The sequence below is a fragment of the Micromonospora sp. NPDC050784 genome (genome assembly GCF_044456765.1).
Taxonomy (GTDB): domain Bacteria; phylum Actinomycetota; class Actinomycetes; order Mycobacteriales; family Micromonosporaceae; genus Micromonospora; species Micromonospora foliorum.
On record NZ_JBITGG010000037.1, the window covers coordinates 1 to 23,573 of the forward strand.

The window sequence follows — 23,573 nt, forward strand, 5'->3', positions numbered from 1 at the left end:
GAGGGCCGCACCCACCAGTCACCCGGGGACGTGGCGCTCTTCGACTCCCTCGGCGACGGCTGGACGGTCCGGGGGGCCGGCCCCCCCCCCGGGGGGGGGCCGCCGCGGCGCCCCCCCCCCCCCCCCCCCCCCCCCACCGGTCTTGCCAGCTGGTGCCAGCTCAGACGCTCAGTCGGCCAGCTCACGGGAGTCGCTGGTCTCGAAGACCACCAGCTCGGTGAGTTTGACCCGCAGCCGCTCGCGCAGCTGGTCCGGTGCGGTCTCGTTGCCACAGCAACGCGCCACCAACGCCCGCACCTCCTGCTCCAGCCCGTACTCGCGCAGGCAGGGCCCGCACTCGTCCAGGTGGTGCCGGATCAGCGAGCGGCGCTCGTCGGCGCACTCCAGATCCAGGTAGAGGTACACCTCCGCGAGCACTTCGCGGCAGTCCGTCTCGTGCGGCTCCCCACAGCTCACGTCACACCTCCCGGCCGGCAGCGGCGGCGGTCGAGCCCTTCGCCGAGCGGGCAGCGCTGAAGCCCCGCTCCCCCGCGTAGCGCTCGAGCAGCTTGCGCAGATTACGACGGCCCCGGTGCAGACGCGACATCACGGTGCCGATCGGCGTGCCCATGATGTCCGCGACCTCCTTGTAGGAGAAGCCCTCGACATCGGTGAGGTAGACGGCCAGGCGGAACTCCTCCGGCAACTGCTGGAGGGCCTCCTTGACGTCACTGTCCGGCAGCCGGTCCAGAGCCTCCGTCTCGGCGGAGCGCAACCCGCTGGAGGTGTGCGACTCGGCCTCGGCGAGCTGCCAGTCGGTGATCTCCTCGGTGGGTGCCTGGATCGGCTGGCGCTGCCGCTTGCGGTAGGAGTTGATGTAGGTGTTGGTCAGGATCCGGTAGAGCCAGGCCTTGAGGTTCGTGCCCTGCTCAAACTGGTGGAAGGCCGCGTACGCCTTCAGGTACGTCTCCTGGACCAGGTCCTCGGCATCCGCCGGGTTGCGTGTCATCCGCAGCCCAGCAGCGTAGAGCTGATCGACGAATGGCATCGCGTCCCGCTCGAATCGGGCCCTGCGCTCGTCCGTCTTCTCGGTGGTCAACCGCACATCCCCTCGCGTCGGATGCTTTCCCGCCGAGGATACGCGCACGGACCTGCCCGCAGATTCACTTCCGGCTGGTGTGCCCGTGCTCACCGCACCCGCCCCGCCCGGTCCCGCCGTCGCCGGCCACTCCGGGCCATCCAGCAGCCGCTTCAGCTGCCGGGCGTCCCGCTCGTCCCGTTCCAGGCTTCGTGTCTCGGTTGGCACCGGTCACCCCCCTCGCAGAAAAGTCGTCCGGGGGTAGTAACGCCTGATGACCACTGGGGCATTCCGGCCGGCCCTCCCGTTCCTGGTCCCGGCCCCGACGGCGGCCGGCGCTGGGACCAGGAAGGGCCTGGGAGGACTGGTGTCACCGGCCCCGATCGGGCCGGCGGCACCATCGGATGCAACGACCCGTGCCCGGCGCCGGAAACGGTCGCCCCGGCGAGCCGGCCCCGACGGGTCAGCCGGCCGCCCAGCCCTGGGCGTACAGCCAGTCGCGGACGGCGGCGGCGGTGCCGGCCGGGTCCCGGCGCAGATCGTGCGTCTCACCGGGACGGCTCACCACCTGCACGACCGGCCCCGGCTCCGGCGTCCCGAACGGGTCCCGGTCGCCGTTGACGACCAACGTCGGCAGGCCGGTGCCCAGTTCGGCGGCCCGCGAACGTTCCGGTCGGCCGGGCGGGTGCAGCGGGAAGGCCAACGCGACCACACCCACCGCGCCCACCGCACGCGCCGTCCGGCAGGCCACCCGTGCGCCACTGGAACGCCCACCGACCACCACTGCCGGCACGTCGGCGTGCCGGTCACGCAGCGCGGCGAGCACCGCTACCCAGGCCTCGTCGAGGTGACCAGCCGGTGCCGGCGCACGTCGACCGGCGACCCGGTAGGGCTGGGTCACCCGGACCACCGCCAGGCCGGCCGCGACCGACGCGTCCCGGACCGCGAGCAGGTCGGGCGCGTCGACGCTGCCGCCCGCGCCGTGCCCGAGGACGAGCAGGGCGGTGGCCGGGCGGACCGGCAGGTCGGTGTCGATCCGCGCCGGACCGCGCGGGGTGTCGATCTCGTCGCTGGTTGGCACCGGCCTATTCTGCGCCGCCGGACGGGCGACGGGTGCGAACCGGCCGTCGATCAGCTCAGCGGGACCAGGGCGAGCAGGCGATCGCGCACCGGCGGGCCGGCGTCGTCGATGGCGTCCGGGTCGGGGTCGACCTCCCCCCGCCAGGCGACAAGCATCGCCCGCCGTTCCCGCGGCGTGGTGCCGCCCCACACGCCGTGGCAGTCACCGACGTCGAGGGCCCAGGCCAGGCAGGACCCCTGTACGTCACAACTGCGGCACAGCGCGACGGCGGCGTCCGCCGGCTCGTTCGGTGCCGGAAAGAATGTCTCCGGATCGACGCTCTGGCAGGTTCCTCTGGTGCGCCACGCGTCGTCCTGTCGCCGTTCCCGCACGGCCCGCAGCAGTCGCGGATCTCGCCGCGCCGCCGCCACCTCGTGCGGGCGCGGCATACGTGCCCGTGTCATCCACCCACCTCCCCCGTGGGACCGGCAAGATCTGTGGACGTCGTCCGCCCCGTGCGGATCGACAGCCACTACCGGCGCTGTGTTCTATCGCACTTCACAACACCGGGACAAGGGTCTGCCGGGAACATGACCGAACAGTCAGGAGACGAATCGCGCGGAACCCTGGCAAATCGGCAGCCGACGATGCGCGCCGGTGTCAGAACAGGGGCAACTCCTGCGGTGTCACAGTCGGCGCCACCGCCACCCGGGCGGTCAGCTGCGGCCCGTCGTTGCGAACGTTTCCGACCGCCGCACCCACCGGGCGGATCTCCAACCCCGCCAACTGCTCCGCCGAAGCCGCGGTGAGCAGCCGCCCCGGCTCGTCGGTCGGCGCGAGCCACGACGACCACCGCTCGGGTGGCAGCAGCACCGGCATCCGGTCGTGCACCTCGGTCAGGTCGCCGAGCGCCGCGGTGGTCAGCACGCTGAAGGTGAGCCGGGTCTCGACGTCGGACTCCCAGACCGACCAGATGCCGGCAAGCGCGAGCACCGAGCCGTCCCGAGGCGTCATGAAGTACGCCTGTCGTCCGCCGTCGGGCAGCCGCACCCACTCGTACCAGCCGTCGGCCGGGACCAGGCAGCGGCGACGGGAGAAGGAGCCGGCGTACGCCCGGCTGGTGGCCACCGTCTCCGCCCGCGCGTTGATCATGCGGGCGGCCCCCGCGGCGGACCGGGACCAGTGCGGCAGCAGCCCCCAGCGGCCGACACAGAGACTGCGGTGCCCCTCGGGGCTGACCCGGACCAGCGGCACCGGGTCGGTGGGCGCGACGTTGTGATCGGCTCGGACCAGGCCGTCGGTGTCGTCGGACGACTCGAAGAGCGCGCTCAGCTCGCCGGAGCTCCGGGTCGTCGCGTACCTGCCGCACATGGGGCACACGCTAACGCGTCGGAGGCCCCGCCGGCTGTCCCGCCAACCGGGAGTACGAACGCCGGGCGCCGCCGCCCACCCGCCGACACGGCAGAATGTAACCGTGGGGAACCTGACCGCGACCCGGCCGCCGCAGCCGTGGACCGCACCGACCGCATCCGACCCGGTGGCGGCGACGCTGCGCCTGCCCGGTTCCAAATCGATGACCGCCCGCGCCCTGGTGCTCAGCGCGCTGGCCGCCGGCCCGTCGACGCTGGCCCGGCCGCTGCGCGCCCGTGACACCGAGTTGATGGCCGCCGGCCTGCGGGCGATGGGCGCACACGTGTCGATCAGCGACGACGAGCGCTGGCTGGTCCGGCCGCACCCGCTGGCCGGCCCCGCGCACGTCGACGTCGGGCTGGCCGGCACCGTGATGCGGTTCGTGCCACCGGTGGCCGGCCTGGCCGACGGGCAGGTCACCTTCGACGGCGACCCGTACGTCCGCACCCGGCCGCTCGGCCCACTGGTCGACGCGCTGCGCTCGCTGGGCGTCCGGATCGACGTCACCGGCTCCGGCAGCCTCCCGCTGACCGTGCTCGGCACCGGCCGGGTCACCGGGGGCGAGGTGGTGATCGACGCGTCCGCCTCCAGCCAGCTCGTCTCCGGGCTGCTGCTGGCCGCCCCCCGCTTCGACCGGGGTGTCGTGGTACGCCACGTCGGCCCGCCGGTGCCCTCCGCGCCGCACCTTCGAATGACGGTGCAGATGCTGCGGGCCGCCGGCGCGGCGGTCGACGACAGCACCCCCGACGTCTGGGCCGTCGAGCCCGGCCCCCTCACCGGACGCGGCTGGGATATCGAGCCAGACCTCTCCGGCGCCGTGCCGTTCTTCGCCGCCGCCCTGGTCACCGGCGGCGAGGTCACCTTGCAGGGGTGGCCGCACAGCAGCGCGCAGCCGGTCGAGAAACTCCGCTCGCTGCTACAGCGGATGGGCGGCGAGGTCACCCTCTCCACCAACGGGCTGACCGTCCGCGGCACCGGCGTGGTGCACGGCCTGACCGCCGACCTGTCCGACGTCGGCGAGCTGACCCTCGTGCTGACCGCGCTGGCCATGCTGGCCGACTCGCCGTCGGTCTTCACCGGCGTCGGGCACATCCGTGGCCACGAGACCGACCGGCTCGCCGCGCTCGCGCGGGAGTTCGGCGGGCTCGGGGCGGACATCACCGAGACGCCGGACGGGTTGGAGATCCGACCCCGCCCGCTGCGCGGTGGGGTCTTCCGCACCTACCACGACCACCGGATGGCGCACGCCGCCGCGGTGGCCGGGCTCGCCGTTCCGGGCATCGACGTGGACGACGTGGGGTGTACCTCCAAGACCATGCCCGAGTTCCCGGCACTATGGTCAGCGATGGTGACCGGCAAGAGCTGACGCGACGGAGGAAGGTCCTGGCGACCAAACGGCGGGAGTACGACGAGGACGACGTACGGGTCCGGCCCGGAAAGTCGTCGCGCCCGCGTACGCGCACACGCCCGCAGCACGCCGACGCGGTCGACGGGTTCGTCATCGCCGTCGACCGGGGCCGCTACACCTGCGTGCTCTCCGGGGCCGAGCGCGGCGTGGTCGGCGCCGAGTTGCCCACGGTCACCGCCATGCGGGCCCGCGAGCTGGGCCGCAAGTCGGTGGTCGTCGGTGACCGGGTCAGCCTGGTCGGCGACACGTCCGGCGCGGAGGGCGCGCTGGCCCGCATCGTCCGGATCGCCGAGCGCCGCTCGGTGCTGCGCCGTACCGCCGACGACGACGAGACCACCGCCGAGGGTCGGCTGGAACGGGTGGTGGTGGCCAACGCCGACCAGTTGGTGATCGTCAGCGCGTTGGCCGACCCGCCGCCGCGCACCGGGTTCATCGACCGCTGCCTGGTGGCCGCGTACGACGCGGACGTCGAGCCGCTGCTCTGCCTCACGAAGGCCGACCTGGCCGGCCCGGAGGAGGTGCTCGGCTACTACACCGAGCTGGAGCTGCCGTACGTGCTCAACCGCCCCGACTCCGACCTCGACGCGCTCCGTACGCTGCTGAGCGGCAAGGTGTCGGTGTTGGTCGGGCACTCCGGGGTGGGCAAGTCGACGCTTGTCAACCGCCTCGTTCCGGACGCGCTGCGCGCGGTCGGCGTGGTCAGCGCGATCGGCCGGGGCCGGCACACCTCGACCAGCGCGGTGGCGTTGCGGCTGCCGCCGGCGCCCGGGGTCGACACCGACCCGGGCTGGATCATCGACACTCCCGGGATCCGCAGCTTCGGGTTGGCGCACGTCTCGGCCGACAGCCTGCTGCACGGCTTTCCGGACCTGGTCGAGGGCACCGTCGACTGCCCACCGAACTGCCCCCACACGGCCGACGAGGCCGACTGCGGGCTGGATGCCTGGGTGGCCGCCGGTAAGGCCGACCCGCGCCGGCTGGCCTCGTACCGTCGGCTGCTCGCCTCCCGTGCCGGCGAGGGTGACTCGCGCGGGGACAGCGACCAGCGCGGGCCCGGCGAGGGTGACCGGCGCGGGCCCGACGAGTGACCCGACGGGCGTGGGCTAGGTTGCCGGCATGACCGGGTACGCCGACGACCTCGCCCTCGCCCACCTGCTCGCCGACCGGGCCGACGCCATCGCCACGGCCCGGTTCCGCGCGCTCGACCTGCGCGTCGAGGCGAAGCCCGACCTGACGCCGGTCTCCGACGCGGACACCGCCGTGGAGCGGGAGATCCGCGCCGTGCTGGCCGAGCACCGGCCGGCCGACGGGCTGCTCGGTGAGGAGTACGGGGCGCAGCCGTCCACCGACCCGAACGGCCGCCGGTGGATCGTCGACCCGATCGACGGCACCAAGAACTTCGTCCGTGGCGTGCCGATCTGGGCCACCCTGATCGCGCTCTACGACGGCGACCGGCCGGCGGTCGGCGTGGTGTCCGCACCGGCGCTCGGCCGACGTTGGTGGGCCAGCGCGGGCGCGGGCGCGTACGCCGGGCCGGGCCCCGAGGCGGGCGAACGGATCGGCGTGTCCGCGGTGCGTGAGATCGCCGACGCCAGCTTCTGCTACTCCTCGCTGAACGGGTGGGAGAGCGCCGGGCGGCTCGACGCGGTGCTCGACCTGATGCGGGACAGCTGGCGCAACCGGGCGTACGGCGACTTCTACGGCTACATGCTGTTGGCCGAGGGGGCACTCGACGTGATGGCCGAGCCGGAGTTGTCCCTGTGGGACGTAGCTGCGCTGGTGCCGATCATCACGGAGGCGGGTGGCACGGTCACGGATCTGCACGGACAACCCGCGCCCGCCGGCACGCCGGGCACCGACAGCAGCGTGGTGGCCACCAACGGTGTGCTGCACGCCGACATCCTCACCCGGCTCAATCGACCAGCCGAGCGCTGACCCCCGGCAACCTCTATCCTCGCCAGGTGGTCTCCTCCGGCTGGTGCTTCCTCGCGGCGATGATCGTCGCGTACGGCTTCGCCAACCTGCTCCAGTCAGTGGCGGCGGCCCGCACCACGGTCCACCACACCTTCGATCCGGGCCTGCTGCTGCGCCTCGCCGGGCACCGGACGTACCTGGTCGGTCTCGGCTTCCAGATCGGCGGCTTCGTGCTCGCCTTCCTGGCCCGACGGGACCTGCCGCTGTTCCTCGTACAGGCCAGCGTGGCCGCCGGGCTCGGGGTGACGGCCATCCTCGGGGTGCTGGTGCTGAAGTGGCGGCTGCCCGCGGCGGAGGTGGTGCTGCTGGCGCTGCTCTTCGTGGGGATCACCGCGCTGGTGCTGTCCGCCCGGCCGGCGCCGTCGAAGCAGCTCGGCACCGCCGGCTCGATCGCCCTGCTGGTGGCACTCGGCGTGATCGCGGTGCTCGGTGTCTTCGCCGTCCGGCTGCACGGGGCGCCGGGTTCGGTGGCCCTCGGCTCACTGGCCGGGCTGGCGTTCAGCTCGGCCGCGGTCGCCGCCCGGCCACTGGCGTCCGCGCCGTCCGCCGAGGCGTTCCTCGCCGACCCGCTGTTCTACCTGCTGATCGTCCACTCGATCGTCGGTCAGCTGCTGCTCGGTCTGGCCATGCAGCGTGGCTCGACGACCGCCGCGGTCGCCGCGATGGACGCCGCCGGCGCGGTGCCGGCCGCGATCGTCGGCTTGCTGCTGCTCAACGACAAGATCTGGCCGGGGCGGGAGTGGCTGGCCGCGGCCGGCTTCCTGGTCACCCTGGCCGCGGTGATCGGCCTGACCCGGTACGCCGAACCGCAGCAGCACCGCTCGGTGGCACGCCGTCGGGACCCCGCCATGGTTGGTGCCGGCCGGCCGGGCTGACCGTCCGGCACCGCACCACGGCTGGGCTGCCGCAGCACCGCCACCTCAGGCTTCGACCGGCTTGCGCCGGCTCACCACCCGCTCGTAGAGACGCTCCAACGCACCGGCGGTCCGCTCCCAGGTGTAGCTGCTGCGCACCCGGTCCACCGCGGCGTGCCCGTACGCGAACCGCCCGGCGTTGTCGCTGAGCAGCCGGCGCAGCGACACTCCGAGTGCCCGCACGTCACCGGGGGGCACCAGGCGGCCGGTGACCTCGTCGACGACGGCGTCCGCCAGGCCGCCCATCGCATAGCCGATCACCGGCACCCCGCAGGCCATCGCCTCCAGCGAGACCCGCCCGGCCGAGGAGTAGTGCGGTGTGCAGGCGACCACGTCCGCCGACCGGTACCAGGTGGCCATCTGGTCGTGCGGCACCGCACCGACGAGCCGTACCTGGTCGACGACGCCGAGCTGTTCGGCCAGCTCACGCAGCCGTCGCGCCTCGGCGTGGTTGGCCAACTGGTCGGCCGGTGGCCCACCGGCGATCACCAGCTCGGCGTCTCCGACCAGCCGCATCGCCCGGATCAGGTCCTCCTGGCCGTGCCCGGCGGCGAGCGAGCCCACCGAGAGGATGCGGGGCCGCTGTTCACGCGGTGCGGCCTCGCCGTCGGGGTGGAACAGGTCGATGTCGACGCCGGCCGGCACCAACGCGACGGAGCTGCGTTGCAGACCCATCCGGGTCAGCTCGTCGACCTCGTCGTTGGACTGGGCCACGGCGATGTCGACCGCCCGGGTCAACGCGCGCTCCAGCGTGATCCGCTGCCCCGGCCCGTCGTAGTTGCCGCCCAGGTGCCGCAGTTGCTCGATGCCGAGCGAGTGGAACGTCTGCACCACCGGGATGTCGGTCTCCCGAACGGCGTGTGCGGCGGCCAGGCCACCGACCCAGTAGTGCCCGTGCACCACCTCGGGCCGCCAGGCACCCGACCACTCGTCGGCCAGCCAGCGGCCGACCTCCGTCACGTACGGGATCAGCTCGACGGTGGGTAGCGCGGTGGGCGGACCGGCGGGCACCTGGTGCACCTGGTAGCCGTCGACAGTCATCGTCGCCGGCAGCGCCGGGTCGTCCCGGCGGACGTAGAGCCGGACGTCATGGCCTCGCTCGGCCAGTTCGGTGGCGACGCGCGCGATGTGCTGTCGGGTGCCGACCGGTGGGCCGTCGGCGTGGCGGTAGGAACTGGCGTGCGCGCAGACGAGGCCGACGCGCATGGGTCACCTCCCTGCGATCTTTCCTCGGCGGTGGTCCTCCCGGTCAGAGCGTCCCATTAACCCCGCGACACTGAGCCGAAACCTGGCAGATCAGGAAGAGTCCGCGCGAGTGCCACCGACACTTGCGCCACGGCAAGCACACGCGGCACGCGACAGCACGGTTCGACGATGATCGACAAGCCGTCGTCGGTGTGACCAGGCCCGGCCTGGGGTACCGCTCAGGAATGCCGCTGACCCGCAGTCTCGACGATTCGACCGTGGTGATCACCGGCGCGTCCAGCGGGATCGGCGCGGCGACCGCGTACGCACTGGCCCGCCGGGGTGCCGCCGTCGTGCTGGCCGCCCGCAGTGAGCCCGCCCTGCAACAGGTCGCGCAGCACTGCCGGCAGTTGGGCGGTCGGGCGCTGGTGGTGCCGACCGACGTGACCGACCTGGAGTCGGTACGGCGGCTGGCCGACCAGGCGGCGGCCGAGTTCGGCCGGATCGACGCGTGGGTGAACAACGCCGCGGTGAGCGCCGTGGGTCTGTTCGACGAGATCCCGGTCGCCGAGTTCCGCCGGGTGCTGGAGGTCAACCTGCTCGGGGCGGTGCACGGCATCAAGGCGGCCCTGCCCTACCTGGGCGCCGCCGGTGGCGGTGTGTTGGTCAACAACGCCTCGGTGCTGGCCGAGGTGGCCATGCCGTACCAGTCGGCGTACAACGCCACCAAGCACGGCATCCGAGGGCTGGCCGACACCGTCCGACAGGAACTGCGGGTCACCGGTCGGGGTCACATCTCCGTCTGCACCGTGCTGCCGGCCACGATCGACACCCCGTTCTTCCGGCACACGGGCAACCACAGCGGCCGGGAACTGGTGCCACCTCCGCCGATCTATCCGCCGGAGGTGGTCGCCGAGACCATCGTCCGGCTGCTGCGCCGGCCCCGCCGCGAGGCGTACGCCGGTGGCGCGGCCCGGCTGATCGGCCTGCAGTGGCGGCTGGCGCCCGCGCTGGTGGAGCGCACCCTCGGCTGGTACGCCCACCGCACCCAGTTCGGGCCGGGCGCCCGTCTGGACAGCAGCGGCAATGTGTTCCACCCCGATGCCCAGGCGCGCCAGGACGGTGGCTGGAACGGGCGACGGCGACAGGTGGTGCGGATGACCGCCGCGTTCGGTCTGGCCGCCGCCGGCACCGCTGTCGGCACCCTGGCGGCCATCAACCGCCGCTCCCGGTCGGACCGCTGATGGCGGATGTCGAGCGCCCGAATGCGCTGACCGTCACCGGCGCGCACAATGGGACGATCATGTCGAGCTGTCTCGTGGAAATCGACGAGTGGTCAGCGGTGGTCCGGCTGACCGGTGTGCTCGACGCCGCCGGAGCCGAGGCGGTACGCGGCGCGCTGCTCGCCCGTCTCGTGGACCGGCCCGGCCCGGTGGTGGCCGACGTGACCGGTCTGCGGGTCGTCGACCCGGCCGGGCGGGGCGTCTTCGCCGACATTCGCCGGGAGGTCGCCGACTGGCCCGCAGCGGATCTGCTGCTGTGTGACCCGGCGGTCGACGGGCCCGCCCGCCCGGACACCGCGCTCGCCGGAGTGCCGGCCTGGCCGACGCTCGACGGCGCGCTGGCCGCGGTCGCGGCGACACCGCTGGCGGCGGTGCTCACCGCCGACCTGGCCCCGGCGGTGGGGGCCGCCCGGCAGGCCCGCGAGCTGGTCACCGCCGGTTGCGAGCGCTGGGGCATGCCGACGCTCATCGACCCGGCGTGCATCGCGATCACCGAGATGGTCAACAACGTGGTGGCGCACGCCCAGACTCCGATGACGGTTCGGCTGGCACCCCAGGAGAGCACCCTGCACCTGGCGGTTCGGGACCACTCCCCGCGCCGGCCGACGTTCGCCGGGATCTCCCCGCCGAACCGGGTCGGTGGCCGGGGTCTGCTGCTGATCGACACGGTGACCCGTCGCTGGGGCAGCAGCGCCGTACCGGACGGCAAGGTCGTCTGGTGTGTGCTGCACCCGGACGACGAGGCCGCCTGACGGGGTTTTCGGCGTCCGCGCCCGGTTCCGGGCCGTACCGCCGAAGCTCGTCCGGTTATGGCGGCAGGGCAGCGGGTAGTGATCAGACATGCGCGACAACGAGTACCCGACCCCCGTGTCCGACACCGAGGCGCAAGGGCTGCCCGACACCGCCGATGACGACTCGAGCGCCAACGACGACGTCCTCACCGGGCGCGAGGCGGACGGCCCGGACCCGGCCCAACTGCCCGGCGACCGGACGCCGGTGGCGGTGGACCGGTTCGGAACGACAGCCGAGGAGCAGCTCGACGGTGAGTCCTTGGACTACAAGCTCGACCGCGAGGTCTACGAGCGCCCGGCCGACGACCCGCTGGCCGGCACCATCGACCCGAAGATCGCCTTCGAGGCGGACAACCTGGAAGCCGCGGCGGAGGCCCAACTGGACGCCGACGTGATGGATCCCGGGCCGACCTCGGACCCGAACTCACCGGTCTCCCTCTACGACCACGGTCAGCTCGGCACGGTGGCCGACGCCACGGTGGGCCGGCTGGTGGAACCGGACGAGGGATCGCACACCGACCAGGAGACCGACTCGGTGGCGTACGACGCCGGATCGGCCGGTGGCGGGGCGACCGCCGAGGAGTTGGCCATCCACGAGACGGAGCCGCCGCGCTCGGTCTGACGTCCGCTCGGTCTGGACGTCCGCTCAGTCGTCCAGGCCGCGTTCGATGGCGTACCGGGTCAGCTCGACCCGGTTGTGCAGTTGCAGCTTGCCCAGGGTGTTCTGCACGTGGTTCTGCACCGTGCGGTGCGACAGGCCGAGCCGCTGGGCGATCTGCTTGTACGACATCCCCTTCGCCACCAGCCGCAGCACCTCCGTCTCCCGTTCGGTGAGCTGGGGCGTCGCGGGTTCGGCAGCGCCGGCCGGGCCGGTCCCCCGCCCCGGTCCGGCGGCCAGCCGGCGGTACTCGCCAAGCACCAGCCCGGCCAGGCCGGGGGTGAAGACCGCGTCGCCGGCCGCGGTGCGGTGGACCGCCTCCAGAAACTCGGCGGGCGCGGTCGACTTCACCAGGTAGCCGGTGGCCCCGGCCTTTACCGCGTCCAGCACGCTCTGCTGTTCGCCGCTGGCGCTGAGCATCAGCACCCGCACGGCGGGCAGTGCGGCACGCAGCCCCAGGATCACCTCGACGCCGGAGATGTCCGGTAGTTGCAGGTCGAGGACGACGACGTCGGGCCGGGCGGCGGCGGCCACCCGAACCGCCTGTCGGCCCTCGCCGCTGGTCGCCACCACCAGGAAACCGGCCTCGGTCAGGTCGCGGGCCACCCCCTCCCGCCACATCGGATGGTCGTCCACCACCATCACCCGGATCTGGTTCACCGCGGTGACCTCGGCACGCTCAGCTCGATCTCGGTGCCCGCCTCGGGGGCGGACACGATCCGGACCGTGCCGCCCACGTCGGTCACCCGGCCCCGGATCGACTGGGTCACGCCGAGCCGCCCCTGGGCGGCGGCCTCGGCCAGCCGGCCGTCCGGGATGCCCGGCCCCTCGTCGCGGATCGACACGGTCACCGTCGCCCCCTCGTCCTCGATCAGCACCCAGGCCCGCCCACCGGCGTGCCGCCCCACGTTGTCCAGGGCCGCGCCGGTCGCGGCGGCCAACTCGCCGGCCACCCGTCGGGGCAGCGGCACCGGGGTGGCCGGGGCGGAGAGCGCCACCGCCGCCGAGGCGTACCGGCCGAGGAGGGTCCGCAGGTCTACCGCCTCGCCGCCGTCCGGGAGGCTCGCCGGGCCGGCACCGGCGATCAGCGCCCGCAGCGCAGCCTCCTGTTCGCCGGCCAGCCGGGCCAACTCGCCGGCCTCCCCGGGCAGGTCAGCGCCGCGCCGCTGCACCAGCGCCAGCACCTGGAGCACCGAGTCGTGAATGCCCCGGGCCAGCCGCTCCCGCTCCCGGGTGGCGGCCTCCAACTCCACCGCGCGCTGCAACCGTTCCTCGGCGCTCGCCGCCAACCGGGCCACGTGTCCGACCACCACCCCGGCGAGCAGCATCAGGATCACCCCGGTGAACGAGGACTGGCCGATCCGCTCCCGGGTGGCCAGGTCCGCGCCGGCGACAAGCAACGCGGCGACGGTGCCCCGCCGCCGGCCGCCGGAGACGGCCCAGGCCAGCACCGGCCCGGCCATCCAGGCCACCCCCAGGGTGGGTACGCCGTGGGTGAGCGCCGTCCGGCCGACCACCCACGGGGTGGCCAGCACGATGGCCACCACCACCCCGAGGTCGGCCAGCAGCAGCGGCCAGCGCCGCCAGGCCGGTCGGGAGTACCCGATCGCGGTCGCCCCGGTCCAGACGATCATCAACAGGATCAGGACGCCGACGGCGTACGGGTGGGCGTACCGGTCGGCGTCGCGCACCGCGAGCGCGCAGACGTACGCCAGGGAGGCCAGCCTGAACACGGTGAGCGCACGCCACAGCGGCACCTCGAACCCACCCGGCGGCGACGGCATGGCGGTCAGGATGCCACAACCGGGACGCCGCACGGCGAGCAGCGAGTGCGGTTCGGGAAACCCTGACGTACGGTGGAAAAGCCGCGAAATACTCCGAGATGCGCCGCCAGGACGGGCCCATGACGAACGCAGATCCGCACGCACCGCGTACGGTTGTGCCCATCGAACCTGCCCTCCTGATCGCCGAAGCCTTCGACCAGGCTCAGGTGACCGAGATTCGACACTCGGTCACCTCCTGCGCGCATGCCTCGGGTCTCAGCGGCCAACGGTTGGACGACTTCGTGCTCGCGATCAACGAACTGATCACCAACGCGGTGCGACACGGCGGCGGGCGCGGCTGGTTGCGACTCTGGCACGAGTCGGAAGTGCTGGTCTGCGAGGTCGCCGACCACGGGCACGGGATCAGCCCGCAGCGGCTGGGCGACCGCAGTCGACCGGCCCCGGACACCGCCGGCGGCTGGGGCCTCTGGCTGGCCCGCGAGCTGACCGACGCGATGGAGGTCGTCACCGGCACCGCCGGCACCACCGTCCGGATCAGCACCGGCCTGACAAACCACAACCACACCCCGCGCTGACCCCGCCCCGCGTTGACCCCGCCCCGCGCCCCCACCGCCCCCACCGCCCCCACCGCCTCACCGCCCCCGAGCCCCGAGCCCCACCCCGCCGGTCGATCATGGAGTCGTGGTGGGCGACGGCTCCGCATGCGCCCCTTATGCGAGGCACCACAACTCCATGATCGACGCAGGCCAGGCCGGAGGTTCCGGCGATCTTGCGGTTTCGGTTGTCAGGATGAGTGGAATATGCCTTATGTCGCGGCAGAAACCGCAAGATCGCGCGGGGCGAGGGGCGGGGGCTGGGCTGGTTAGGCGAAGAGGGCGGAGACGGATTCTCCGTTGTGGATTCGACGGGTCGCCTCGGCCAGGGCCGGGGCCACCGACAGGACCTGCAACTTGGGGACCCGCTTGGCGTCCGGGATGGGCACCGTGTTGGTGCAGACGATCTCCAGGACGCCGTCCTGGTCGCTGAGCCGCTGCAATGCGTCCCCGGAGAAGAGGCCGTGCGTGCAGGCGAGCCGGATCGACCGGACCTTCAGGCCCCGCAGATGCTCCATCAGCTCGACCACCGTGCTGCCCTTGGCGATCTCGTCGTCCAACACGATGACGTCCCGGTCGGCCACGTCGCCGATCACCGCGCTGATCTTGACAAGGTCGTCGCTGAACCGCTGCTTCGCCCCGGCCGCGACCGGCGTGCCGAGCAGCCGGGCGAAGGCCGCCGCCTCCTTGGCGTTGCCCAGGTCGGGTGAGACCACGACGGCGTTGCTGAGGTCGTAGCGCCGGAAGTGGGTGGCCAACTCCCGCAGCGCGTGCAGGTGATCCACCGGGACGCTGAAGAAGCCGTGCACCTGCGGCGAGTGCAGGGTCATCGCGAGCACCCGGTCCGCCCCGGCCGAGGTGAGCAGGTCGGCGACGAGCCGGGCGCCGATCGAGATCCGCGGCGCGTCCTTCTTGTCGGAACGGGCGTACGCGTAGTGCGGCAGCACCACAGTGATCCGACCGGCGGAGGCGCCCCGGGCGGCGTCGATCATCAGCAGCAGCTCGACCAGGTGCTCCTGCACCGGCGGCACCAGCGGCTGGATCAGGAAGACGTCCCGCTCCCGGCAGTTGGCCTGCAACTGGACTTCCAGACAGTCGTTCGCGAACCGGGAGACCCGCACCGGGTGCAGCGGCACCCCCAGGTGGGCGCAGATCTCGGCAGCCAGGTCGGGATGGGCGGTTCCACTGAAAACTGCGATGTCGCGCACGTTCGCACATCGTAGGCGAAGCGGCTGGGCCGCCAACGGCGGCGGGCCGGAACCCACCCACCGTGACGCCTGTCGCGCCGCGCCGCCGTCCGGGTACGGTGCTGCGGTGACCCCCCAGTACGTCGCCGCCATCGACCAGGGCACCACCTCTTCGCGGTGCATCGTCTTCGATCGGGCCGGGGACATCGTCGCCGTGGCCCAGCGCGAGCACCGGCAGATCTTCCCCCGGCCGGGTTGGGTGGAGCACGACGCCGAGGAGATCTGGGACAACGTCCAGCAGGTGGTCGCCGAGGCGTTGCGGGCCGCCGGCACCGACGCGTCCGGGTTGGCCGCCGTCGGCATCACCAACCAGCGGGAGACCACAGTCGTCTGGGACCGGGCCACCGGCCGCCCGGTGGCCAACGCCATCGTCTGGCAGGACACCCGGACCGGGCCGCTGCTACGCGAGCTTGCCTCTGCGTACGGCGAGGAGCGGTTCCGGGCCCGCACGGGCCTGCCGCTGGCCACCTACTTCGCCGGGCCGAAGCTGCGCTGGCTGCTCGACGAGGTCGACGGCCTGCGCGAGCGCGCCGAGCGCGGCGAGGTGCTCTTCGGCACCATGGACAGCTGGCTGATCTGGAAGCTGACCGGCGAGCACGTCACCGACGTGACAAACGCCAGCCGGACCATGCTGATGGACCTCACGACCCTGGACTGGGCACCGGAGCTGCTGGACGCGATGGGCGTGCCGGCGGCGATGCTGCCGGAGATCCGCTGCTCCGCCGAGGTGTACGGCACCGCCGGCGGGGTGCTCGCCGGGGTGCCGGTGGCCAGTGCGCTCGGCGACCAGCAGGCCGCCCTGTTCGGGCAGACCTGCTTCCAGCCGGGTGAGGCGAAGTGCACCTACGGCACCGGTAGTTTCCTGCTGCTCAACACCGGCGCCAGCCCGGTCCCGTCGACACACGGCCTGCTCACCACGGTCGCCTACCGGATCAAGGACCAACCACCGGCGTACGCCCTCGAAGGTGCCATCGCGGTCACCGGCTCACTGGTGCAGTGGCTGCGGGACAACCTCGGGCTGATCTCCACGGCCGCCGAGGTGGAGGAGTTGGCCCGCACCGTGGACGACAACGGGGGCTGCTACGTGGTGCCGGCGTTCTCGGGGCTGTTCGCCCCGCACTGGCGTAGCGACGCCCGTGGGGTGATCGCCGGGCTGACCGGCTACATCACCAAGGGGCACCTGGCGCGTGCGGTGCTGGAGGCGTCGGCGTGGCAGACCCGCGAGGTGGTCGACGCGATGAACGCCGACTCCGATGTGGCGCTGCGCCGTCTGCGGGTGGACGGCGGCATGACCGCCAACGGTCTGCTCATGCAGTTCCTCGCCGACGTGCTCGACGTGCCGGTGGTCCGTTCCCGGATCACCGAGACCACCTGCCTGGGCGCCGCCTACGCGGCCGGTCTGGCGGTCGGCTTCTGGCCGGACCTGGCCACCCTGCGGGCACAGTGGCGCTCCGACGCGCAGTGGGAGCCGACCATGGCCCCGGACCTGCGCGAGAGGGAGCTGCGCCAGTGGCGCAAGGCCGTGCAGCGCACCCTCGACTGGGTGGAGTGATCGCCGGTGCGGCGGTCACTCCCAGCGGTTACCGGTGAGCTTCTCGTAGACGTCGACGTAGCGAGCCCGGGTCGCCTCCACCACGTCGGCCGGCATGTCCGGGGCGGGGGCCTGCTTGTTCCAGCCGCTGCCGGTGGCCCAGTCCCGCACGTACTGCTTGTCGTAGGAGAACTGCACCCGGCCCGGCTGGTACGACTCGGCCGGCCAGAACCGCGACGAGTCGGAGGTGAGCAACTCGTCGGCGAGGACCAGGGTGCCGTCCGGCGCCCAGCCCAGCTCGATCTTGGTGTCGGCGACCAGGATGCCCCGGTCGGCGGCCAGCTCGGCGCCGCGCCGGTAGATGTCGATGGTGATCTGCCGGAGCCGCTCGGCGGTGGCCTGACCCACCTTGTCCACCACGTCGTCGTACGTGATGGGCTCGTCGTGCTCGCCCATCGGCGCCTTGGTCGACGGGGTGAAGATCGGCTCGGGCAGGATCGACGCCTCGCCGAGCCCTCGCGGCAGTGGTACGCCGGAGACCGCTCCGGTCTGCTCGTACTCCCGCAGGCCGCCGCCGGTCAGGTAACCGCGAGCGACGCACTCGACCGGGACCATGTCCAGCCGCTGGCAGCGGATGGCCCGCCCGGCGAACTCGGCGGGCACGTCGGTGGCCGAGATGACGTGGTTCGGCACCAGGTCGGCGAGCTGCTCGAACCACCAGAGCGAGAGCGCGGTGAGCAGGCGACCCTTGTCCGGGATCGGCGTCGGCAGCGCCACGTCGTAGATCGAGATGCGGTCCGAGGCGACCAGGATCAGGTCATCGCCGTCGGCGTAGACGTCCCGAACCTTGCCCGAGTGCAGAAGTTCCACGCGCCCTAGTACACCACGCGACATTGGAAGGGCCTGATTCGACCACCCAGCCGAGGGTGACCGGACGGACGTTGACACCTTCGTGCGCTGCCTGCGTGAATGGTCCGACCGCCACCCCCGTAGGTCCAGGAGAGCCCCGTGCCCGTTGTTCGCCCCCCGCTCGACCGCCTCGGCGCCGACCCGGGCCGGCGCCGACTGCTCAGCGCGCTGCTCGGCGCACCTCTGCTCGCGTCCGGCGGGCTGGCGGGATGCAGCGACGGCGCCGCCACCTCGACCCAGGACGGGCCCGTCGAGCTGTCGGTCTTCTGGTGGGGTGGCACCAAGCGGGCCGAGCTGACCGAGAAGGCGCTGCGCCTCTACTCGGATCGCAACCCGCGAGTCACCTTCCGGGTCACCTGGCAGGGCGCCAACGGCTACTACGACCGGCTGGCCACCCAGGCGAGCGGCGGGAACGTACCGGACCTGATCCAGATCGACGACGCCATGCTGACCGAGTACACCCAACGTCAGGTCATCCTCGACCTCACCGACCGCCACCTGGATCTTCGGGGCCTGCCGGAGGGTCTGATCCGCTACGGCACGGTGGAGGGGCGGACGATGGCGGTGGCCGCCGGGCAGACGCACGCCGTCGTGGTGTTCAACCGGGACCTGCTGCGGGAGCTGCAGTTGCCGGAGCCACGTACCGGGATGTCCTGGGCCGACTACATCTCCTGGGCCACGCAGGTCACCGAGGCCAGCGACGGCCGGGTGGCCGGCACGATGGACGGGTCGGGCGACTACCGGGCGCTCTGGCTCTGGCTGCGGTCGCAGGGTGGCGAGTTCTACCGGGGCAACCAGCTCGGCTTCGGCGCGGACGAGCTGATCGCGTGGTTCGAGCTGTGGCAGCGGGCCCGCCGGGGGCGAGCCACGCCGAGCGCGGCGCTGGTCGAGCAGGCCGACAGCGGCGAGCCGGCCCGGCAACTGGTGGTGAACGGGGTGACCGCCGCGTCCTTCGCCTGGTCGCACCAGCTACCGGAGCTGCAGCGACTCACCGAGTCCGAGTTGGGCATCGTCAGCTTCCCCGGCCCGCCGGGGGCTCAGTGGGCGCGGGCGTCGATGTACTGGGCGGCGTTCAGGGGCACCCGCCACCCGGACGTGGTCGCCGACGTGATCAACTTTTTGACCATCAATGGTGAGGTCGGCACCGTCCTCGGCCACGAGCGCGGGCTGAACGCCAGCGCCGCGGTCCGCCGCTACGCCGAGGGCAGCATCACCGACTCGGCCCAGCGACGTGCCGCCGCGTTCGGCGCCAGCATCGCCGACCTGCTCGGGCCGGCGCCGGCGCCGCCGCCCAGAGGGCACGCCAAGGTACGCACCCTGCTGGTCACCGCCGCCGAGCGCATCCGCGTCAAGCGCGACGGCACCCGTGAGGCCACCGCGCGCTTCCTGTCCCAGGCCATCGCGGCACTGGCGGTGTGAGCACCGGCGGCCGGCCCGGAGCCGGCCGCTGGTGACCAGTCGGGGCCTCCGGCCCGGTCAGCGCGGCGGGCCACCCCGGCGGTTGCGCATCAGCCGCAGCACCAGGAACACGACGATCGCGACCACCACCAGGCAGCAGAGCAGCGGGAGTATCCCGAAACCGCCGCGGCTGCGCCGCCGGGCGGCCTCCACCACGAGTTCGCCGGTGCCCGTGGACGCCCAGGCCGCCACGGGCACGAAGACCGCAAGTACGACAGCACCGAAGACCGCGCTCAGGCGGCCCCACCACTTACCGAATGAAGACATGTGCCCATCCTCGCCGAAGGGCGCAACCTCGGCACGTCGGTCCACGCCGAATCACGGGACCGGATGCTCCAGAAGCTGTCCGGCCGGCGCGCAACGCGCTCGCAACGTCCCGGCAAAGATGATGATCTTTACATGAATCTGTTGAGGTGATCGGATTCGCCTCATGCTCAACTCTGTAGACAGTGCGCGGATCTCTCGCACCCGAAGATCCGCGGCGGCAGCGGTCGGCGTCACCCTCGTCGCCGCACTCCTCACCCCCACGGCGGCCCATGGCGCCCCACCGCCCACACCGCCGCCGACGAGACCCGCTGCGAGCGGCAACGCGGACCGCACACCCATCACGGTCACGCTGATCACCGGCGACCGCGTGACGGTGACCCCGGGCGTCCACGGCGCGACCCCCTCGGTGGACGTCAAGCGCGCGCCGGGCGCCACCGGCTCGGTACGCATCTCCACCGAGGGCGGGGACACCTATGTGTACCCGGACGAGGCGGTGCCGTACCTCGCCACCGGCCGGCTCGACAAGCAGTTGTTCGACGTCACCCGACTCATCGCCCAGGGCTACGACGACGCGCGAACCGCCGAACTCCCCCTGATAGTCACCCGCACGACGGGTTCGGCGAAGCTCAGGACCGGCACCACGCTGCCGGGCGCGCAGACCACGCGGGAGCTTCCCTCCGTCCGTGGCGAGGCGATCCGTACCCGCCGAGCGCAGGCCGCGGACTTCTGGTCGGCCCTCACCGGTGCACAGTCGCCGACCGGCCGCAGCGCTGCCACCCCGGCACCCTCCTTCACGGCCGGCGTCGACAAGGTGTGGCTCGACGGCAAGGCGAAGGCCACCCTGGCCGACACCACCGCCCAGATCGGCGCGCCCGCGGCGTGGGCCGCGGGCGGCACCGGCAACGGTGTCCGGGTCGCCGTCCTGGACAGCGGGGTGGACACCACCCACCCGGATCTCGCCGACCAGGTGGTGGCCTCCAAGAGCTTCATCCCCGGGCAGGACGTGATCGACCGGAACGGGCACGGCACCCACACCGCCTCCACCGTGGCCGGGACGGGCGCCGCCTCCGGCGGAAAGGAACGGGGCGTGGCCCCCGACGCCGACCTGGTGATCGGCAAGGTCCTCGACGAGTACGGCAGCGGGTCGATCTCGGGGATCATCGCGGGCATGGAGTGGGCCGCGCGGGCCGAGCACGCCAAGGTGATCAACATGAGCCTGGGCGTGAGCGCGTGGCACACCCAGGACGACCCGCTGAGCCAGGCCGTCAACCAGCTGACCGCCGAGACGGGCGCGCTCTTCGTCGTCGCCGCCGGCAACAGCGGACCAGATCCGTACACCCTCGGTGCGCCGGGCACCGCGGACGCCGCGCTGACCATCGGCGCGGTGGACACCTCCGACCACCTGGCGGACTTCTCCAGCGTCGGGCCACGGATGAACGACGAGGCCCTCAAGCCCGACATGACCGCTCCCGGGGTGGACGTGCTGGCGGCGCGCTCGCAGCACATCCCCTGGGGTGAGGGCTACTACCGCGTCGACAGTGGCACCTCGATGGCGGCGCCCCACGTCGCCGGGGCGGCCGCCCTGCTGGTGCAGAAGCACCCGACCTGGAGTGCGCGCCAGATCAAGGACGCGCTGATGAGCACCAGCGTCCGCACGCCCGACTACAACGCCTACCAGGCCGGCAGCGGTCGGTTGAACGTCGCCGCCGCCTACCACCAGGACCAGGTCATCGCGTCCGGGTCGGTGGACGCCGGACTCGTCAGGTGGTCGCCGGGCAGCACTCCACAGCCGACCAAGCGGACGATCACCTACACCAACACCACGGACAGCCCGATCACGTTGGAGCTGTCCGTCGACCGCGGCGCCTCCCCCGCGCAGACGTTCACCACGACCGCCGACCGCGTCACGGTGCCCGCTCGGGCGAGCGCGACGGCCGACGTCGTGGTGGCCCCGGCCGGCCTTCCAGCCGGCAGGTACTCCGCCCAGGTCGCGGCCCGCTTCGCGGCCGGCGAGGTGCACACCGCCGTCGGGGTCGCCGTCGAGTCCAAGAAGTACGACCTCACCATCAACCTGAGGGACCGCGCCGGCCGGCCCATGAGCGGCGAGGTCGAGGTCGTCAACGCCGAGACCGGCTCCGCCTTCATGTGGGTGCCGGACGGGAAGCTCACCGCCCGCCTGGCCCCCGGCTCCTACACCGTCGTCGCCGCGGCGGACGTCGAGGGTCTGTACGGACCCCGCTCCCTCGGCCTCGCGATGCTGACCGCTCCCGAGGTCGACCTGACGACCAACCGGGTCGTGGAACTCGACGCCGCACGGGCCCGCCAGGTGAAGGTGGCGACGCCCCAGCCGACCGCCGTCGTCAACAGCAGGATCGACGTGTACCGCTCCTTCACCTCCAGCGAGCCGACGCCCACCGACTGGAGCGCCCTGCGCGAGACCTTCTGGCCGGGCGCCGCCTACGACAGCCTGTGGGCCCTGCCGACCGGGGAGAAGGTGAAGAAGGGCAGCTTCGTCTTCACCACCCGGATCCGCGCCGAGCAGACGCCGCTGGCGATCAGCTACCAGGGTCGGCACCTCAGCGACCCGCTCGCGCAGCCCGGTTCCCCGCCGCTGCCCGACGGCACCTCGCGCCTGGACGCGGTCTTCGCGGGCGTCGGCGGCGCCGCCGACTACGCCGGCCTCTCCGCCCGGGGCAGGGCCGTTGTCGTCCGCGGCGACGACTCGGTGACCCCCACGGATCAGGCCGCGGCGGCGCACACCGCCGGCGCGGCGATGCTCGTCGTGGTCAACGACCGGGCGGGACGCAAGAGCGACTGGTACGGCAACCCCGACGCCGTGACGACCGGGCCGATCCCGGTGGCCTCGGTGACGATGGACGAGGGCGAGGCGCTGATCCAGAAGATCACCGCTGCGGGCCGCAACGGGGTACGACTGGTCGTGGTCGCCCACCCCAGGGCGAAGTACCTGTACGACCTCGTGGACTACCACCGTGGCGGGGTGCCGAAGGATCCGTCTGCCAAGACCGACCCGCGCAACCTCGCCCGGATCGATCTCACCTTCTCCCCGCCCCCGGGGAAGCAGTCGAGCGAGACGCGGATGGACTTCCCGCCGTACGAGTACGCGGCGGCACGCGGGTTCCCGTTCGAGCCGGTCGCGCCGGGGCCGCGTACCGACTGGGTCTCCGCGGGTGGCGGGATCAGATGGATGCAGTACGCCGACGTCGCCGACTGGGCGCGGTCCAACACGGAGGCCATCGCCTACCGGCCGGGCAGTGTCCAGAAGGACCGCTGGTTCGGGCCCATCACCCGGCCACGGCTGCTCAGCACCGAGATCCCGTTCCGTGGCGAGACCGCCATGAGCGCCTACATCCAGGGGTTCGGCGACGCGGGCGCCGCACACAGCGGCGGGGCCAGCATGTCGCAGATCGCCACGTTCTATCAGGGCGACAAGCAGCTGACCCAGTTCGACGGCTGGCCAGAGGTCGGCGCGGGTGACCTATCGCCGGAGAAACTGCCGTACCGGCTGGTCGTCGAGACCAAGGGCAAGCCCGAGTTCAGCCCGTACTCGACCGCCACGCACACCGAGTGGAGCTTCGTCTCCGGCGGCAGCGCGGAGGTGCAGGCAATCCCGCTGGTCCAACTGGACTACGGGACGGACGTGGACTTCGCGGGTCGGACGAAGCGCCGCACCGACTTCGCGATCACGCCCGTGGTGGTGGGTAGCACCGCCGCTCGGGATGCCGTGTCGTCGCTCCAGCTGGAGATCTCCTACGACGACGGGGCGACCTGGCAGCGGCAGAACCTGAGGGAGAAGAAGGGCACCTGGCAGGCGTCGCTGAACGCGCCGCACCGGGCTGACTTCGTGTCCATCCGGGTCACCGCCAAGCAGCGCAGCGGTGGCGCCGTCACCCAGACCGTCACCCGGGCCTTCGGCCTGCGGTAGGACCCGCGGGGGGCCGGCGCCTGCGCGGTGCCGGCCCCCCGGGGGCAACCATTGCGCAGCCGCACCAAACAAGTCCGGCCCCCACACAGTGGGGGCCGGAC

21 protein-coding genes and 1 pseudogene are annotated in these 23,573 nt (G+C 72.7%); 11 read left to right on the forward strand and 11 right to left on the reverse strand.

The annotated features are described in order from the left end of the window. Nucleotides 1–168 precede the first annotated feature (168 nt). The 5 genes from rsrA to ACIBD9_RS31620 form a co-directional block, all read right to left on the reverse strand. Nucleotides 169–456, reverse strand: coding sequence for a mycothiol system anti-sigma-R factor (gene rsrA / locus ACIBD9_RS31600; RefSeq protein ID WP_030490399.1), 288 nt, complete (start codon nucleotides 454–456; stop codon nucleotides 169–171). Between the two features lies 1 nt (nucleotide 457). Continuing rightward, nucleotides 458–1,285, reverse strand: a complete 828-nt coding sequence (locus ACIBD9_RS31605) for a sigma-70 family RNA polymerase sigma factor (protein ID WP_387168871.1) — start codon at nucleotides 1,283–1,285, stop codon at nucleotides 458–460. Between the two features lie 235 nt (nucleotides 1,286–1,520). Beyond that, on the reverse strand, nucleotides 1,521–2,138 hold the full coding sequence (locus ACIBD9_RS31610) for an alpha/beta family hydrolase (RefSeq protein ID WP_396723154.1): 618 nt from the start codon (nucleotides 2,136–2,138) through the stop codon (nucleotides 1,521–1,523). Between the two features lie 50 nt (nucleotides 2,139–2,188). Beyond that, nucleotides 2,189–2,581, reverse strand: a complete 393-nt coding sequence (locus tag ACIBD9_RS31615; protein WP_030336652.1) for a WhiB family transcriptional regulator — start codon at nucleotides 2,579–2,581, stop codon at nucleotides 2,189–2,191. Between the two features lie 196 nt (nucleotides 2,582–2,777). Further along, nucleotides 2,778–3,488 carry an SOS response-associated peptidase gene (locus tag ACIBD9_RS31620; protein ID WP_396723156.1) on the reverse strand — a complete coding sequence of 237 codons (711 nt, stop codon included), beginning with the start codon at nucleotides 3,486–3,488 and terminating at the stop codon, nucleotides 2,778–2,780. 103 nt (nucleotides 3,489–3,591) lie between these two features. Here ACIBD9_RS31620 and aroA point away from each other — a divergent pair, with 103 nt between their 5' ends. The 4 genes and pseudogenes from aroA to ACIBD9_RS31640 all read left to right on the forward strand — a co-directional run bounded on the left by aroA (nucleotide 3,592) and on the right by ACIBD9_RS31640 (nucleotide 7,872). Next, the gene (aroA, locus tag ACIBD9_RS31625; protein WP_396723158.1) at nucleotides 3,592–4,893 is read left to right on the forward strand and encodes a 3-phosphoshikimate 1-carboxyvinyltransferase; all 1,302 of its coding nucleotides are present in this window, start codon (nucleotides 3,592–3,594) and stop codon (nucleotides 4,891–4,893) included. Beyond that, nucleotides 4,863–6,023: a ribosome small subunit-dependent GTPase A gene (gene rsgA, locus ACIBD9_RS31630; RefSeq protein WP_396723160.1), complete on the forward strand. Its 1,161-nt coding sequence runs from the start codon at nucleotides 4,863–4,865 to the stop codon at nucleotides 6,021–6,023. The genes aroA and rsgA overlap by 31 nt, the downstream gene beginning before the upstream one ends. Nucleotides 6,024–6,051: 28 nt before the next feature. Then, nucleotides 6,052–6,870, forward strand: a complete 819-nt coding sequence (hisN, locus tag ACIBD9_RS31635; RefSeq protein WP_396723162.1) for a histidinol-phosphatase — start codon at nucleotides 6,052–6,054, stop codon at nucleotides 6,868–6,870. Between the two features lie 59 nt (nucleotides 6,871–6,929). Further along, nucleotides 6,930–7,872, forward strand: a pseudogene (locus ACIBD9_RS31640) (hypothetical protein). On the opposite strand, the gene ACIBD9_RS31645 reads toward ACIBD9_RS31640, so the two are convergent. Then, nucleotides 7,830–9,029, reverse strand: a complete 1,200-nt coding sequence (locus ACIBD9_RS31645; protein WP_396723164.1) for a glycosyltransferase — start codon at nucleotides 9,027–9,029, stop codon at nucleotides 7,830–7,832. The pseudogene ACIBD9_RS31640 and the gene ACIBD9_RS31645 sit on opposite strands and share 43 nt — an antisense overlap. A gap of 224 nt (nucleotides 9,030–9,253) precedes the next feature. Here ACIBD9_RS31645 and ACIBD9_RS31650 point away from each other — a divergent pair, with 224 nt between their 5' ends. From ACIBD9_RS31650 to ACIBD9_RS31660, 3 genes are all read left to right on the forward strand, one after another. Further along, nucleotides 9,254–10,252: an SDR family oxidoreductase gene (locus ACIBD9_RS31650; protein ID WP_396723165.1), complete on the forward strand. Its 999-nt coding sequence runs from the start codon at nucleotides 9,254–9,256 to the stop codon at nucleotides 10,250–10,252. Next, a complete protein-coding gene (locus ACIBD9_RS31655; RefSeq protein WP_396723167.1) occupies nucleotides 10,252–11,043 on the forward strand; it encodes an ATP-binding protein in 792 nt (263 codons plus the stop codon). The genes ACIBD9_RS31650 and ACIBD9_RS31655 overlap by 1 nt, the downstream gene beginning before the upstream one ends. An 88-nt stretch (nucleotides 11,044–11,131) precedes the next feature. After that, entirely contained in the window at nucleotides 11,132–11,704 is a 573-nt protein-coding gene (locus ACIBD9_RS31660) for a DUF5709 domain-containing protein (RefSeq protein WP_363614986.1), read from the forward strand. A 24-nt stretch (nucleotides 11,705–11,728) separates the two neighbouring features. Here the strand turns inward: ACIBD9_RS31660 and ACIBD9_RS31665 are convergent, their stop codons facing one another. Then, on the reverse strand, nucleotides 11,729–12,382 hold the full coding sequence (locus ACIBD9_RS31665; RefSeq protein ID WP_396723188.1) for a response regulator: 654 nt from the start codon (nucleotides 12,380–12,382) through the stop codon (nucleotides 11,729–11,731). Between the two features lie 14 nt (nucleotides 12,383–12,396). Beyond that, nucleotides 12,397–13,524 (reverse strand): MacS family sensor histidine kinase, encoded by a 1,128-nt coding sequence (gene macS / locus ACIBD9_RS31670; RefSeq protein WP_396723169.1) that lies wholly within the window; start codon nucleotides 13,522–13,524, stop codon nucleotides 12,397–12,399. Nucleotides 13,525–13,643: 119 nt separating this feature from the next. On the opposite strand from macS, the gene ACIBD9_RS31675 reads away from it, so the two are divergent. Further along, nucleotides 13,644–14,099: an ATP-binding protein gene (locus ACIBD9_RS31675; protein ID WP_396723171.1), complete on the forward strand. Its 456-nt coding sequence runs from the start codon at nucleotides 13,644–13,646 to the stop codon at nucleotides 14,097–14,099. Nucleotides 14,100–14,386: 287 nt separating this feature from the next. Here ACIBD9_RS31675 and ACIBD9_RS31680 read toward each other — a convergent pair whose 3' ends face one another. Beyond that, complete coding sequence (locus ACIBD9_RS31680) at nucleotides 14,387–15,325, reverse strand: ribose-phosphate diphosphokinase (RefSeq protein WP_387168904.1); 939 nt, start codon at nucleotides 15,323–15,325, stop codon at nucleotides 14,387–14,389. 106 nt (nucleotides 15,326–15,431) lie between these two features. Here ACIBD9_RS31680 and glpK point away from each other — a divergent pair, with 106 nt between their 5' ends. Beyond that, nucleotides 15,432–16,916, forward strand: a complete 1,485-nt coding sequence (glpK, locus tag ACIBD9_RS31685; protein WP_396723173.1) for a glycerol kinase GlpK — start codon at nucleotides 15,432–15,434, stop codon at nucleotides 16,914–16,916. Nucleotides 16,917–16,931: 15 nt separating this feature from the next. Here glpK and ACIBD9_RS31690 read toward each other — a convergent pair whose 3' ends face one another. Continuing rightward, nucleotides 16,932–17,765, reverse strand: a complete 834-nt coding sequence (locus tag ACIBD9_RS31690) for a phosphoribosylaminoimidazolesuccinocarboxamide synthase (protein WP_396723175.1) — start codon at nucleotides 17,763–17,765, stop codon at nucleotides 16,932–16,934. Nucleotides 17,766–17,903: 138 nt separating this feature from the next. Between ACIBD9_RS31690 and ACIBD9_RS31695 the strand changes: the two genes are divergently transcribed. Beyond that, nucleotides 17,904–19,223, forward strand: coding sequence for an ABC transporter substrate-binding protein (locus ACIBD9_RS31695; protein WP_396723177.1), 1,320 nt, complete (start codon nucleotides 17,904–17,906; stop codon nucleotides 19,221–19,223). Nucleotides 19,224–19,280: 57 nt separating this feature from the next. Here ACIBD9_RS31695 and ACIBD9_RS31700 read toward each other — a convergent pair whose 3' ends face one another. After that, complete coding sequence (locus ACIBD9_RS31700; protein ID WP_196919617.1) at nucleotides 19,281–19,529, reverse strand: hypothetical protein; 249 nt, start codon at nucleotides 19,527–19,529, stop codon at nucleotides 19,281–19,283. Nucleotides 19,530–19,692: 163 nt separating this feature from the next. On the opposite strand from ACIBD9_RS31700, the gene ACIBD9_RS31705 reads away from it, so the two are divergent. Beyond that, a complete protein-coding gene (locus ACIBD9_RS31705) occupies nucleotides 19,693–23,472 on the forward strand; it encodes a S8 family serine peptidase (protein WP_396723180.1) in 3,780 nt (1,259 codons plus the stop codon). Nucleotides 23,473–23,573 lie beyond the last annotated feature (101 nt).